We start from the raw sequence: 14944 nt of genomic DNA on the forward strand, positions 1-14944 counted from the left end.
GGAGGCGTCCGTATTAAAGATTTTTTGTTTCCCTTCTTTTAATATTTCAAACGGACTTTCTACCTAGAAGAGATTTGGGATCTCAATATATGACGGGATTATTTACCTTCCTTCTGGTCGAATGACTAAGCTATTTACAAAAGTATAATCTATATTATTCGAATAAGCTTTTCATTTGGTGAATCCTTAACGGTTAACGGCGCTTTTTGGCAGGCACTAGTTTTAACATAGTATATAATTCCGTTTGATCTATCAAAATAAACTTCAGATGCTGAACTACTATTAATCTGAATTGGTATATTGAATCTAGGAATAGGAGAATTTCCAGGCAAAGAGCCTACAAATTGTGGACTATATGCATCTAAAAAAGTAATCAAATTTGTTCCAAATTGTTTGTCACCACCAGGAATTATGTAAATATAATAGCCTCCATTCATTCCTGTAAAATCTTCAAACTCACTTAACAATCTTGAAATACGCTCCATCCCAGCTGATGTTGTACTAGCTGATGTGTATACAGTAGTACTTTGTGCTGAATATGTTTCCACTGCATCTTCGGCAGATGGAGCCTGCAAATGTCCTAAAAGAGTGTTTTTTGTATTCTCATCATAAAGAATTATAGTAGCGCAAGTTGTAACTCCCCACGTCCCTATTTTAGTTATAGATGATGTAGATTTAGTTATTAAGGCATAATTCATTCCAATCATCTCAAAACCTGCATCAGTTACTGGAAACCCACTTGCAACACCAGTTTGAATTGGATATGGCATGTTCCCTCCATATTAAAAACTCCACAGCTGCATCCATCATAATAAATTTACACCAGCTTCTCCACTACAGAGAGATATCTCGAATAACACAACAACACAATATATAAAATAATACAATCACCCTCCAACACTCAAAAAAAGCATACTCGCCAGTGGTAGCCGAGATGACAAATCATAAGCCCATAAATAGGAAATAAATCCTTGTAAAAAATTAGGTTATTAGTCCTAGACTGTGTTCCCGAAGCAGTGAGGTGGAGTATTCTAATTTTCGCAGCAACACATATTAAAGACGCACACATCAAAACAAGCATGTTCGGCCCTGAACAGATGCTTATAGTTGAAGATGGTGATATAATGCTCGGCACCTGGCAGCGCATTTTCTTCTGCGAGTTTGACGGTCCAAGAAACCGTAAACTATGGGTCAAATGGCTGGGAACTAGTGCATAAAGCCAAACTTGCCTAAGATCTTGGAATTGATTGGAAGCGTCCGTATTAACGGTCTTTTGTCTCCCTCCATCTCGGATGATTCGTTTAACCGATCTGGACTTATACGCTTTTTGGCACCCTGCAACCACATCCGCAGACAAAAACGAGCCCCGTGTCCTCCTGAATCTGCCATAAAGCGCATAAGTTCATCTCCGGCACGATCAATTGCCTCTGCAGCTGATATGCCCTCATTTGTAAAATGCTCTGCCCTTCTTATTACCAGTTCTTCCAGTAATGCAGTATTCATCTGACTCCTCCCACAAGCTTGAAGATCTACTTGAGTGCCGGATATCCGGCACTTCCAGCCGCATGTACATTCTGTTGCAATAATTAATCCTTCGTTGCCGTTCTGCTGTAAAGGAGATACACTCAAAAGCAAAACAAACGGTAATAATTGCGGAAGTCTCTCAAAGTATAACACTGTTAATTGACAGATGCGACTTTTTTTGTATTTTTGTTCTTAAACATGGTAAAAAGGAGACACTCATGGATTATCAAAAAAAAGGCTGTCCCCGCCGAACTGACATATTAAAAAGATTCATTAGAACCTTGATATGCATGTTTGCTTTTGAGCTGATAAGAATGCTGACCTATGCAATAGTATTTGTACAATTCGCTATAAGCATTATTACCGGTAAACACTCGGCTCCTCTGCGTAATTTCGGCAACAAACTCAGTAGATATACATATGAAATTCTGCGATATGCCACTCTTAACAACAATAGAAAGCCGTTTCCATTTTCCAACCTGCCTGCTGAACATCAATGTGAACATCAGGCTTCAGACATAGATTACTCATAGAAAGACATGCGAAAAAAATTATTTATCCTTCTTCTTGCATTCAGCCTCATTCCTTTGCTGGTAGTTTCATACATCAGTAGACAGGGCATCCTTGAACTTGGTCAAACCCAATCTCAAATGTTGCGGACAGGAATGATCAAGATTCTGACGGCTGAGATGCACCAGTCAGCAATGGATTCAGCCAAACTGGTAATGCAGCAGGCTGTTTCACTGGAATTTGCGCTCAAAGCCCTCGGCGCAGAAGCTGAAGATGTGCTTAATGATCCTGTAAATGGAATACCTAAAGTCTTCTTTGCTAAGGATTTTAATACAAATGGAGAGCAGCCTGGTGATTTCGGACCATCACCACAATATTACGTTGTAAGCGAGCAAGGGGCCAAAATTCCATCTTCAATAAGTCTTGAAGAACCTGTTTTCTATTATCCCCCAAAAAAATCTTTTTTAAAAAAAGATCCCGATCTTGCACGACTTTACCTTTTGAAGCCGGAACTTAAATCTTTTTTCTCCGAAGCCGGCACAGCTTTGCACAGAGTATATATCTGCCTTAATTCAGGTTTACATATGGCCTATCCCGGACATGGAAACTATCCGGAAAACTTTGAACCACGAAAGAGATCATGGTTCACCAAAGCGATTAAAGCCAATACAATTGTGTGGGATAAATTCATTGATGCCAGCACTGGACAGCAGGTATATACTCTTTCCAAACCCATTAAAGACCGTAACGGAAAAATTCTTGGAGTCGTTGCAATTGATATTCAACTTGTAGAATTACTTCGAAAGCAGGACTTAAAAACCCAGTGGTCCAGTGACATTCAGGCCTTTGTAGTCGGCCCAGTTGCTGTTGACGAAGAAACTAAACTACGTATCTGGGCAGAAGCCGGACATGAACAGACAAATATTTCATGGCAGACAAAACTCCCTAACGAAATCCGCTATATGCAGTCAGATGAACAAGTCAAACTGGAAAAAATGACTGAAGCCATCACTAAAGGCAGATCAGGCGTTATCCGCATGCCATACAATGGCATTAATTCTGTATGGGCCTATGCTCCATTCAGAGGGCAAAGCAGCTACGTTTTAATTGTACCTGAAAAGGTTATTACTGAAGTTCCGGATATGGCTGCCGGCCAAACTCTTGCCCTGAGTCAGAATCTATACGTGGCTGTTGGAGCTGCTGCTTTTTTCACGCTTATTACCGTATCTCTTGTCGCTTTTCTTGGAAGCAGGAAGGTTCTCAGTCCTTTGATCCAGATGACTCATGCTGCAGAAAAAATATCTGAGGGTGATCTTTCAGTTCATGTTGAAGTGCATACAGGAGATGAGCGGGAGAAGTTGGCAGAAGCCTTTAATTCTATGATTCCTAAACTTCAAGACCACATGCGCATAACCAAAGCAATGGAGCTTGCACAGGAAGTACATATTACTCTGCTACCAGAAGCTCCCCCCAGTATCAAAGGTCTGGATATATCCGGGGCCAGTATTTCATGTGACGAAACAGGCGGTGACTATTTTGATTACTACAACCCACCGCTGCACGAGGGAACAGGTATTATTCTTGGAGATGTGACCGGGCACGGTGTTTCTGCAGCGCTGCTTATGACTACCGGACGTGCGCACCTCAAGCATGCCTCAGGGCATAAGTCTTCGCTGGCAAGCAGAATAGGAGAAGTAAACCGCCTGCTCTGTTCCGATATAGGTGAAACAGGACGATTTATGACCCTGTTCTGCATGGAGATATCTCAAGACAATAAATCTGCCACATATGTCCGGGCAGGTCATGATCCCGCAACAATTTACAATCCGGCAACGGGACAAAAACGTGATCTGATGGGCAGCCCCATGCTGGCGCTTGGTATTTTTAATGAAAGCGAATACGAAGAGGAATCAGTTGATCTTAATGAAGGTGAAATCATTTTCATTGGTACTGACGGTATCTGGGAAGCACGTAATCACAATGATGAAATGTTCGGCCGGGACCGCCTTGATGAACTTATTTTTGCCAACGCTGATAAGGATGCAGCAGAAATACAGCAATTGATTATAGCCGCTGTATATAAATTTCAAGACGGCATGGAACAGGAAGATGATATCACCTTGGTTATAATTAAGATCAACAGCTTCAATAAAGGGTAACTACAATGAAAAACAGTCACCGTTACTTTAGAAACAGTGAATGCCGCTATTTCCCATGTCATAATGTAAGTGACGATTTGACCTTCAACTGTCTGTTCTGCTTTTGTCCGCTTTACCTGCTTGAAGAATGCGGGGGACGATATGAAATGAACAATGGAATAAAAGACTGCACTAAATGCAAATTGCCGCACCGTCCGGAAGCATATGACTACATTATTAAAAAGCTCAAAGAACAGAACTCCACAAACAACCCCAAAAGGTGATCTCATGTCGGAAAATTTCAGTTTCGCACTTTCTCAAGAGGAAAAAAAATATCTTAAGGAGCTGGTAAAATTAAGTATTCTAGATAAACTAAAAAACGATAAAAACCCCATTGAAATACCAGAACCGCCAACAATTAATCTTACCGAAAATTTCGGTGCATTTGTTACTCTGAATATTCATGGGAATTTGCGGGGATGTATTGGTAATGTTCAGGGAACAGGTCCGCTATACAAAACTATCTGGAATATGGCCCGCGCCGCAGCTTTTGAAGACCCGCGTTTTCCAGTTTTAACTCTTGCCGAGTTTGAAAAAATTGAAGTTGAAATTTCGATCCTAAGCCCCATAAGTATCTGCACAGATGTTGAACAAATTGAAATCGGACGCCACGGACTTATTATGCAGAGGGGAAGACAATCTGGACTGCTGCTTCCACAAGTCGCAATAAGCTGGAAATGGGATAAGGCACAGTTTCTGGCCCAGACATGCCAGAAAGCAGGTATGGAACCAACAGCATGGCAGGACCCTGCAACTAATATTCTATGGTTCGAAGCTGAAGTTTTTTAATCCTACCCGGGCTCTGTTTTTAAAAATTTCCGTAAAATTTAATATAAAAGATTTTACTGAGATTTTTTAAATAAGAATTCCAAAGGGGATAATCCTCATTGGTTACCATCTGATAATTACCTGCAAATTGATATGCATCCCCAATCAACGGGTCTGAATAGACTCCATAGAGAGACAAATCCTCAAAGGAAACAAAATGCAAGATGCACTCGAACCATGGGGTCTTGAGACCCTTAAGCGCCATAATGACAAAACAATTCCTGGCAGCCCTGCGCGAGCCATCTCCCGTTCTGTCATTGAAGATACGGAAAACAGACTCTGGCTTATGGAGCGTATTGCCGGGACACAAGTAAAGTCGAGAACAGCTATCAGCGAGAATCTACAACAACTGAATAACTCAGGCATGAAATGGCTGCTGCCTTACCAAAAGACAACTAGTGGTGAATACATTGCTGAAATTATGGGCTTCCCGTGGCAACTGTCAGCTTTTTATGAATATGATGAACTGCCTAGACCTGATTATATTTATGATGATAAGCGTGGTAAAGCCATGGCAAGCTTCATTGCATCCTTGCGAGTCTACGCAAAAAACAAAAATTTTTCTGATTCATCCTGTTCATTTACTCTTATTGAATATTCAAAAGAGCTGTCTTCCACCATTTCACAACGTCATCCTGAAGTATTTAAAAGACTTGAACCAATATGCGAACGACTCTTCCCTGCAATGGAACAATTCCCGAAACTTCCAAAAGCATTTTGTCACGGTGATTTTCATCCGTTGAATATTTTATGGAAAGGGCAAGGTTTTGGAGCAATTATTGACTGGGAATTTTCAGGTATCCGCCCGGAAATTTATGATGTTGCAAATATGATCGGCTGTGTGGCTTTTGAAAATCCAGAAGCACTCAGTACAGGAGTAATCCCGGCCTTTATAGATGGTCTTTACAAACAGACAAACATTGCAGATGAAAGCTACGAAGCACTTCCACAATTCATTCCTGCCCTGCGCTTTGCTTGGCTCTCAGAATGGCTGCGAAAAAAAGATTATGAAATGCTGGAAATGGAACTTGATTTCATGGAGTTGCTGCTATCAATTATGGGGTAAAAACTTAAATTTACTGAAAATATAAAAAATAAATAGGTAGATACTGATAAGTTAACAGTGTCTACCCATTTCAAATCTATCTGATAAAAATTTCAATGTAATCTTAAACTTTTTTCTGCATTCTAAAAACGTCCCTCAAGTGGAGGGTTTACCAGACTCTTATTATCTAGGGCAGCAGGTTCAATATCACTTTCTTCAAGCTCAACGAAACGTCCATTCATAGTCAGCCGTTTCTGAGCCAGCCACTGAGTGGCCTGCGGCAGAATACGATGTTCCTGTTCTAAAATGCGAGCTCTTAAATCATCAGGATCTTCACCTGGATAGGCAGGCACTGCGGCCTGTATGATCACTGCCCCGTGATCCATTTTTTCATCTACGAAATGTACTGTACATCCGGCAATCTGTACTCCGTACTCTGCAGCCTCGCCTTGACCGTCTACACCGGTAAAGCAAGGTAAGAGCGCTGGATGAATGTTAATTATCTTACCTGGAAATGCATTCAGAAATACAGGAGTGATGATGCGCATAAATCCAGCCATAACAACAGCTTCAACTTCAGCCTCTTTAAGAATCCGTACCATTTCAGTATCAAAATCTTCACGGGAAGAAAAATCTTTATGACTTAAAACTGCAGTCGGGATCCCGTAAGCCTGCGCCCTCTTCAATCCGTAAGCATCAGCCCTGTTGGAAAGAACCATTTTGATATCAACATCAAGAATTTCATCTTCCATTTTATTAATCAGAGCTTGCAGATTAGAACCGCTTCCGGAAATAAGAACTGCAATAGGTAAACTCATACTTACTCCATAAAAAATATGGTTATTCCCTTCTCAATTTGGGAGTGCAGATCCACTAAGCCTGTATTACCCGCTGGAAGGCAAAATAAAGAAAGGGAGAGTACGAAAAACTCTCCCCCGAATAGGCATTATTACTCAGCTGCTTCCTTAACCAGAACATCAACCAGTGCAGGAATAGTGTAGTCATCTGGCTGAATATCGGGTTCAAAGCCAAAACCTTCAAGTGTTCTGGATGTAATAGGACCGATACAAGCTATCTTTACGATATCTTTATACCTGTGGAAAGTCTCCGGTTCAATGAGGTTGAAGAAATTTTCCACAGTACTGGAACTGGTGAAAGTCAAATAATTTATCTTTCCAGCCTTGAGGGCCTCGGCAACAGGTCCGGGGTCATTTTCTGAAAGTCCAGTCTCGTAAACAGGTAGGATTTTAACTTCAGCTCCGGCCTTCCGCAGTTCTTCGGGCAAAACCTCACGGGCAACTTTGGCTCTCGGAATAAGCACTTTTTTACCCTTAACGCCCTTTTCAAGCAGTCCGGCAACAACACCTTCAGCAATGTACTTTTCAGGGACAAAATCAGGTTTAATACCTTTAGCAATCAGGGCCTCAGCGGTTGCTGGACCTATTGCGGCAATTTCAAGACCGGCAAATGCACGGGCATCAAGACCGGATTCATCAAGCTGCTGGAAAAAGTATTTCACACCATTAACAGAAGTAAAAATCAGCCAATCCCACTTGGATAGAGCTTTGATTTCTTCCTGCACAGGTGAATAGTCAGCAACAGGCTCAATATTGATAGTAGGAAATTCAAAGACACAAGCACCCAGCTTGCTGAGTGTAGAAACAAGACCACTGGCCTGTTCACGTGCACGTGTTACGACAATACCTTTATTCAACAAAGGACGTTTTTCAAACCATGCAAGCTTGTCATGCAGGGAGCAAACTCCACCCACAACAATAATTGAAGGAGCCTTAAACTTACGCTCAGCGGCTTCCTCAGCAACATTTTCAAGGGTGGAGACAAAGCTCTGCTGGTTACAGCGAGTTCCCCAGCGGACAAGAGCTACAGGAGTTTCTGGGTCACGACCGTTTTTGATCAGATTCTCAGCAATCATCGGCAGATTTTTTACACCCATATAGAATACCAGAGTACTGGTAGACTTAGCATAAACTTCCCAGTTGTGGCCGGTTTTTTCTTTTGTAGGATCTTCGTGTCCTGTGATGAAACATACGGAAGTTGTAAAATCCCTGTGTGTTACCGGAATACCTGCGTAGGCAGGAGCAGCAACACCGGCGGTAATACCGGGAATAACTTCAAAAGCAATCCCAGCTTCAACCAGCTCTTCAGCTTCTTCGCCGCCGCGACCGAAAACATAAGGATCACCGCCTTTAAGACGAGCAATAACCTTACCTTCTTTGGCCTTCTCAACGATGAGTTCGTTGATTTTATCCTGCGGCAGAGTATGGTCACCACCCTTTTTACCTACGTAAAGGATTTCGCAATCAGCTTTGCAGTACGAAAGAAATTCAATATTAGCGAGATAATCGTAAATCAAAACATCTGCTGTTTCTAAAACTTCCTTAGCCTTAACAGTAAGCAGACCGGGATCTCCGGGCCCTGCGCCGATGAGATAAACCAAACCCATATATTCCACCCTCACAGTTTAAAAAAATTCATATTTAATGCACGAGATGCTGCTAACAGGTGATTTCTCAAAAACAAGTCCTTTTGGAATACCTATCAACTAAAAGACAAATGTATATAAATGAGGGAGACTCAAGTCTCCCTCATTTATTTCACTTATTTCATTACACTTACAAGCCTGTCTTTCAGCTCAGTAAGTTTAGATTTTTTATCATTAATTTCCGCAAGTTTTGCTTTTTCTTTTTCAACAACTGCTGCAGGAGCATTGCTGACAAAGCCTTTATTGGAAAGTTTCTTTTCTATCACATTAAGATCTTTGTCCAGCTTACCGAACTCTTTGTCCAGTCTTGCCAGTTCAGATTCAAAGTCTACTGCTCCAGCAAGAGGAACAAATATTTCATTCCCTTGCACAACAGCTGTACCGGAAGCACTAGGACCTTTCACATCAGGACCTGCTGCGACAGAATCCAGACGGGCAAGGGCTTTGATCAAATCTGTATTCGCGTCGAGGAGTTCTTTAGTCTCATCATTTGCAGTCCGCACGATAAGTTCAAGCTTCTTAGAAGGAGCAATGAGCAACTCGGTACGTATATTACGAACGGCTGAAACAATACCCTGAAACAATTCCATCTGCTCAATTGCTTTCTCATTACGGCAATTGTCACGTTTTTCAGGGAAAGCAACGGTAGCAATATCACTATTATCAATTCCGGGCAGTACAGACCAGATTTCCTGAGTAACAAACGGCATGACAGGATGCAGGAGCACCATAGTTTCGGAAAGAACAGTCCAGAGAACTTTAAGTGTAGGAGCCTTACGGGACTCATCATCACTGTACAGGTCTGGCTTGATCATTTCCAGATACCAGTCGCAGAACTCATTCCAGATGAAGCGGTACATGATCTGGGCAACTTCATTGAAGCGATACTCTTCAACGGCCTGACGCATAGAGTCCTTAACTTCTTCCAGACGATGCAGAATCCATTCGTTAGCCAGTCCTGTTGCATCATCAATAGATGCATCAAGTTTCTGATCTTCGAAATTCATAAGAGCAAAGCGTGCAGAGTTCCAAATTTTATTTACAAAATGGCGGTAGCCTTCAATACGGGCTTCTGAAAGCTTAATGTCACGACCCATAGCCGCAAAAGCTGTCAGCGTGAAGCGTAGAGCATCAGTTCCGTATTTATCACTCATTTCCAGAGGATCAATTACGTTTCCTGTGGATTTGCTCATCTTCTTGCCATGCTCATCACGCACAAGAGCGTGAATATAGACATGCTTGAAAGGAATCTGATCCTGAAAATGAATACCCATCATCATCATACGTGCTACCCAGAAGAACAGGATATCAAATCCGGTAATAAGCACAGACGTAGGATAATATTTAGCAAGTTCAGCTGTCTGATCAGGCCATCCCATAGTTGAGAAAGGCCAGAGGGCAGACGAAAACCATGTATCGAGAACATCCTCTTCCTGAACAAGTCTGGTAGAACCGCATTTACATTTATCCGGATCAGTGAGGGAGACTATCAGTTCACCGCAGTCTTCACATGTCCAAGCTGGAATACGATGTCCCCACCAGATCTGACGGGAGATACACCAGTCACGAATGTTATCAAGCCAATCGTAATATACTTTTTCCCAGTTGTTAGGGAAAATCTGTGTTTCAGAAGGAACGGCAGCACGGGCTTTTTCAGCCAGAGGCTTCATAGCTACAAACCACTGTTCAGAAACATGCGGTTCAATAACAGACTTACAGCGGTAACATTCGCCAACAGAATGTTCATGATCTTCAATAGAAACTAGTGCGCCTTCTGCTTTAAGATCATCCACAATTATTTTGCGGGCATCGTCTTTGAAAATACCTCTGTATTTTTCAGGTGCATTTTCATTGATGTTGCCATCCTCATCAAAGACGGCCAGTACTTCCAAATTATGTTTGCGACCCAGTTCCCAGTCATTCATGTCATGGGCAGGTGTTACTTTCAAAGCACCGGTTCCAAATTCCATATCAACATAAGAATCGCCGATAATAGGCAGTTCACGGCCTATCAAGGGAAGAATTGCCGTTTTGCCGATAAGATGCTTGAAGCGGTCATCTTCAGGGTTAACACAGATAGCAGTATCGCCGAGCATTGTTTCTGGGCGAGTTGTGGCAATAATAAGGTCACCGGAACCGTCAGAAAGTTTGTAGCGGACGTTATAGAAATGCCCCGGTTTTGGGGAATGCTCAACCTCATCATCAGCAAGAGCTGTATGACAGCGATTACACCAGTTTATGATGTAATTACCTTTATAAATAAGGCCTTCTTCATAAAGTTTAACGAAAACTTTACGAACAGCTTTGGCACGCTGCTCGTCAAAAGTGAAACATTCACGGGTCCAGTCAACAGATGCGCCCATGCGGCGGATCTGCTTCAGGATATGCCCGCCCTTTTCTTCTTTCCATTCCCAGACTCGCTCAATAAATTTTTCGCGTCCCAGATCATCACGGGTTTTTCCTTCTGTTTTGAGCTGACGCTCAACAACATTTTGAGTGGCAATACCGGCATGGTCGGTTCCAGGAACCCAGAGGACATTTTTGCCCTGCTGGCGCTGGTAGCGACAGAGAATATCCTGAAGAGTGAGATTCAGGGCATGTCCCATGTGCAGAACTCCGGTCACATTCGGCGGAGGAATAACAATTGAGAAAGGATCTCCGTCTGCTTCGGGATCAGGTGTAAAAGTTTTATTTTCTTCCCAGTGATCAAGCCACTTTTTTTCAACATCCCAAGGCTCATAGCCTTTGGGCAGGTTTGATTCCGCCATTTCATGACTCCTGTCTAAATATAAATTCTCAGCAAAATAGTAATAATCAGAGAATTCAAAAAGAATTAACCACGTTTTACTATTATGCTAAGTTGGTTTCATTATAATATTTTTTAAAAAGATGTGCTTTGCCTGCCTGAATTTTCCGTGTATTTATCGGTCAGGGGTTATGGCTACACATTTACCTCATCAACTCGCGTTACACACACTTATAAAGAGCCACGAACATGTCAAGTATCTATATATTATGGGACGACTCCCACATTTGGGGACTTCTAATCCAAAGAGCCCTTGAAGCATGGGACATAGACTATCAGCTAGTGCGTGGGCATCAAATAGCGCAGGGATTACTTTCAAGCAAGCCCCCGGCGGCACTTATCGTTCCAGGAGGCTGGGCAAAAGGCAAAGCGCAGCATCTTGGAGGCCCTGGAATCCTTGAAATTCAACGTTATGTCCATGAAGGCGGTAATTATCTCGGTTTCTGCGGAGGTGCAGGACTCGGCCTTTCCGGAGCAGGCGGCCTCGAACTCAGCAACTGGCAGCGCAAAGGTTTTAAAAACAGACTGCATCATTTTTTAAGCGGCCATATCAACCTGAAACTTGATCAGAACAATCCACTTGTTCCGGACTCTCTGGGTGAAGAAGCTTTGGTTCCTGTCTGGTGGCCCGGTCAATTTGCACCATCAGAAAGCGGAACGACTATAGCACTGGGAAGATATCGTAAGCCCGGCAACGATTTCTGGGTTGCTGATCTATGTGTAGGGTCATTGCCGGAAGGGACATTATCTGACTGGGAAAATATGTATGGAATAAATCTTCTGCCAGACTTCCTTCACGATCGTCCGGCGGTTGTTACAGGAGAGACAGGTAAGGGACGATTCATATTGAGTTATCCGCACCTTGAAACGCCAGCTTCACCACAAGCGAACATCTGGCTTTCTCACATTCTTGACATTCTTCTTCATAGCAAAACTCAATTACGTCCTGCAATTCCGGCATGGCAACTTGCTGAAACACCTGTGCATTGGCAGGACCCCGATCTAATTTCTGCACGTAAATCTCTTGAAAAAATTATCACAACGGGGCAGGGGCACTTCCTGCTTTTCTGGCGTAACCCATGGCTATTAGGCTGGAGACGCGGAATTCCGGGAGCAGCACTCAACAGTCTATATGCTCTGCTTTGTAAAGCAACCTCTCAAAATCCAAACTCTGAAGCCACACAAATGTGGAAAGATAATAAGGAAGAATTCATGAAATATATGAATATCTTCGAGAAAGGGGTTACGGGATACCTACTGGCAGAAAGATTTGCTATGACTATGCGCTCTCTTGAACCGGATACAATATTTCCGCGTGGCCTTCAGGAGCAACGTAACGGACTTTTCGGACCTCCCCCTGGTGCTGGCGGTATATATGCTAAACTTCTTACAGTGTTAGAAAATCTAGTTTGGCAAATGCATCAAAAACATGATAAGTATTAGTTATAAAAGTCCAATAAACTTTATTTTAATGCTTAATGGCCATCAGGTAGAATTTTTTTATAAGCATATATTTTGAAAAGACCTAAGTCTTATCCAGCAGAGACATTAATTTTAACGGGAACTTAACTCATGGCTGATCAGTCAACACCTGTCAGAGGAGCTGAACTTCGTGCGAAAGGCAGTGAAAAAATCACTGAAAGCCGCGACGCTTCACTTGAGTTTAAGATTACCCCTGATAATATGGCTGCTTTTGTTTCTTCGTACACTCCTGCACAAGGAAACGGATCTCCACTTTCCATTGAACTGATGGAATCTGAACTCAGAAGAGCAGGTTATGAGGGGCTGCTTGATACTGATGGGGCTAAATTTGCCCTGAAAAGAGCTGAAGAGGGAAAAAGTATTTTAAATGTTGCTCTAGTGCGGGCAAGCTATCCACAAAACGCAGAAGACGGACATATCAGTACTGATGCTGATCTAAATTTCCCAGTTCTTCCTGGAATGGAGTTCGGCATGCTCTCAAAGGCTGTTCCATCTGCTTCAGGAACAAATCTTGTTGGCGATAAAATTCCTGCAGAAGACACTCATACACCCAAAACACTTACTGTTGCTGCTAACGGAAACTGCATACATAATTCAAATACAGGCGCACTTATTTCAGAGCAATATGGTATAGTTGTCATAGAAGAAAATGAAATACACGTAAAACTGCTTATCAGCGTGTCCCAAAATGAAATGCAGGTTAAAGCAATGCTTTACCCTCATGACTGCTTTGGTATGAAATATGATCTCAGCAGTATTGCTCCAGCTTTGGAAGGAATGAACATAGCCAGACCTATTCAGCACCTTGCAGGTCAACAGGCTATTCAAACATCTAGAGAAACAGGAATGGTTCAAGAAGCTGTAATAGTGCAAGGGACAGAACCGGTTCCGGGCAAGGACGGATTCTTCGAATATGCAAAAGAAAATTCCGGGACCTCTATAGGAACGACCGATGAAGGCGATCGTATGGATTTCAAAAACCGCGGAGTCCATCCAATGGTCGCCCCCGGGGATATTATAGGTAAAATCCATCCACCAGTTGAAGGTCAGGCCGGTGAAGATGTATACGGTAAACTGACACCTCCCCCCGGCGGTAATCCATTTGAGGTGAAACCAGGATCGCATGTAGCTCCTATGTCTGACGGGATAACATACAAAGCCACAGCGACCGGCATTGTACACCTTAGTGAAGGAAAACTCTCGGTAAAAGATGTTCTTACAACAAAAGGTGACGTTGATTACTCCACCGGAAATATAACACTCGAAAAAGGATCTGTACACGTTACAGGGTCCATACGTGAAGGTTTCGCAGTCGAAGTGCCTGACCATATTGTTGTCCAGGACTCTATCGAAGGGGCTACTGTCACCACTGGCGGTGACATTGAAGTTAAGGGTGGACTTGTTATGGGAGGTAAAGGAGCAATAAAATCAGGAGGAACCATTACAGCTCAGTTCGCCGCTAATGCCCACATTGAGTGCGGTGATGAATTGATCATCACCAATGAAATCAATAATTGCTTTATTAATTGCAAAGGAACGGTATTGGCCCATGGAGGCAAAGGCATAATTCAAGGCGGGACAATTATATCTGAAACAGGAATTGAAGCCAAAGAGCTTGGGTCAGATATCGGAGTAAAAACCGTCGTAGGGATACGTTCCAAACAACCTGTTAATAGAAAAATGATCCATGAAAGAGATTCACTGCGCGATAGGTTATTAAAAATAAATACAACTGTAGGTGAAGCTCCTGATACGATGATACTTGAAGCAACACCGGAAGCCAAAAGGCCCCAGATGGAACAGGTACTTCTGATGCGCGGGCGCATAAAAATGAGACTGCGCGAGATTCGTAAAAAACTTTCTAATGATTTGGCTGAGTATTATAAATCTCTGGAAATGCTTTCTATAAGGGTCCATCGCAAAGTTTACCCCGGTGTAGAGATAAAGATCGGAGGCAAGACAGTACAGGTAAGTAAGCCTATCAATAGGATGAAATTCCGTTTTGATGCAGATGAGAGAACTATTGTTGCTGTTAAATTTTGATAGCC

12 protein-coding genes and 1 pseudogene are annotated in these 14944 nt (G+C 42.6%); 8 read left to right on the forward strand and 5 right to left on the reverse strand.

The window, feature by feature from the left end:
* Positions 1-149: 149 nt before the first annotated feature.
* Complete coding sequence (locus H589_RS0101515) at positions 150-770, reverse strand: hypothetical protein (protein WP_027720381.1); 621 nt, start codon at positions 768-770, stop codon at positions 150-152.
* A gap of 288 nt (positions 771-1058) precedes the next feature.
* Here H589_RS0101515 and H589_RS18970 point away from each other — a divergent pair.
* Positions 1059-1217, forward strand: a pseudogene (locus tag H589_RS18970) (YjbQ family protein); the annotation flags it as partial.
* Here the strand turns inward: H589_RS18970 and H589_RS0101525 are convergent.
* On the reverse strand, positions 1207-1503 hold the full coding sequence (locus tag H589_RS0101525) for a hypothetical protein (protein ID WP_027720382.1): 297 nt from the start codon (positions 1501-1503) through the stop codon (positions 1207-1209). The pseudogene H589_RS18970 and the gene H589_RS0101525 sit on opposite strands and share 11 nt — an antisense overlap.
* A 239-nt stretch (positions 1504-1742) precedes the next feature.
* Here H589_RS0101525 and H589_RS0101530 point away from each other — a divergent pair, with 239 nt between their 5' ends.
* The 5 genes from H589_RS0101530 (at position 1743) to H589_RS0101555 (ending at position 6126) form a co-directional block, all read left to right on the forward strand.
* Entirely contained in the window at positions 1743-2057 is a 315-nt protein-coding gene (locus H589_RS0101530) for a DUF4389 domain-containing protein (protein ID WP_027720383.1), read from the forward strand.
* Positions 2058-2063: 6 nt separating this feature from the next.
* The gene (locus tag H589_RS0101535) at positions 2064-4193 is read left to right on the forward strand and encodes a SpoIIE family protein phosphatase (protein ID WP_027720384.1); all 2130 of its coding nucleotides are present in this window, start codon (positions 2064-2066) and stop codon (positions 4191-4193) included.
* 5 nt (positions 4194-4198) lie between these two features.
* Complete coding sequence (locus H589_RS0101540; RefSeq protein ID WP_027720385.1) at positions 4199-4456, forward strand: cysteine-rich small domain-containing protein; 258 nt, start codon at positions 4199-4201, stop codon at positions 4454-4456.
* A gap of 4 nt (positions 4457-4460) precedes the next feature.
* Positions 4461-5021, forward strand: coding sequence for an AmmeMemoRadiSam system protein A (gene amrA, locus H589_RS0101545; protein ID WP_027720386.1), 561 nt, complete (start codon positions 4461-4463; stop codon positions 5019-5021).
* A gap of 196 nt (positions 5022-5217) precedes the next feature.
* Positions 5218-6126: a phosphotransferase enzyme family protein gene (locus H589_RS0101555; RefSeq protein ID WP_027720388.1), complete on the forward strand. Its 909-nt coding sequence runs from the start codon at positions 5218-5220 to the stop codon at positions 6124-6126.
* 122 nt (positions 6127-6248) lie between these two features.
* On the opposite strand, the gene purN is transcribed toward H589_RS0101555, so the two are convergent.
* The 3 genes from purN to H589_RS0101570 all read right to left on the reverse strand — a co-directional run bounded on the left by purN (position 6249) and on the right by H589_RS0101570 (position 11376).
* Positions 6249-6923: a phosphoribosylglycinamide formyltransferase gene (gene purN / locus H589_RS0101560; RefSeq protein WP_027720389.1), complete on the reverse strand. Its 675-nt coding sequence runs from the start codon at positions 6921-6923 to the stop codon at positions 6249-6251.
* A gap of 131 nt (positions 6924-7054) precedes the next feature.
* Positions 7055-8569 (reverse strand): uroporphyrinogen-III C-methyltransferase, encoded by a 1515-nt coding sequence (gene cobA, locus H589_RS0101565; protein WP_027720390.1) that lies wholly within the window; start codon positions 8567-8569, stop codon positions 7055-7057.
* Between the two features lie 155 nt (positions 8570-8724).
* Positions 8725-11376 carry a valine--tRNA ligase gene (locus H589_RS0101570; RefSeq protein ID WP_027720391.1) on the reverse strand — a complete coding sequence of 884 codons (2652 nt, stop codon included), beginning with the start codon at positions 11374-11376 and terminating at the stop codon, positions 8725-8727.
* A gap of 227 nt (positions 11377-11603) precedes the next feature.
* Between H589_RS0101570 and H589_RS0101575 the strand changes: the two genes are divergently transcribed.
* Positions 11604-12857, forward strand: a complete 1254-nt coding sequence (locus tag H589_RS0101575) for a BPL-N domain-containing protein (protein ID WP_027720392.1) — start codon at positions 11604-11606, stop codon at positions 12855-12857.
* Between the two features lie 129 nt (positions 12858-12986).
* Entirely contained in the window at positions 12987-14939 is a 1953-nt protein-coding gene (locus H589_RS0101580; RefSeq protein ID WP_027720393.1) for a flagellar assembly protein A, read from the forward strand.
* Positions 14940-14944: the final 5 nt, after the last annotated feature.

The sequence above is a fragment of the Maridesulfovibrio zosterae DSM 11974 genome (assembly GCF_000425265.1).
In the GTDB taxonomy this organism is placed as follows: Bacteria; Desulfobacterota; Desulfovibrionia; order Desulfovibrionales; family Desulfovibrionaceae; genus Maridesulfovibrio; species Maridesulfovibrio zosterae.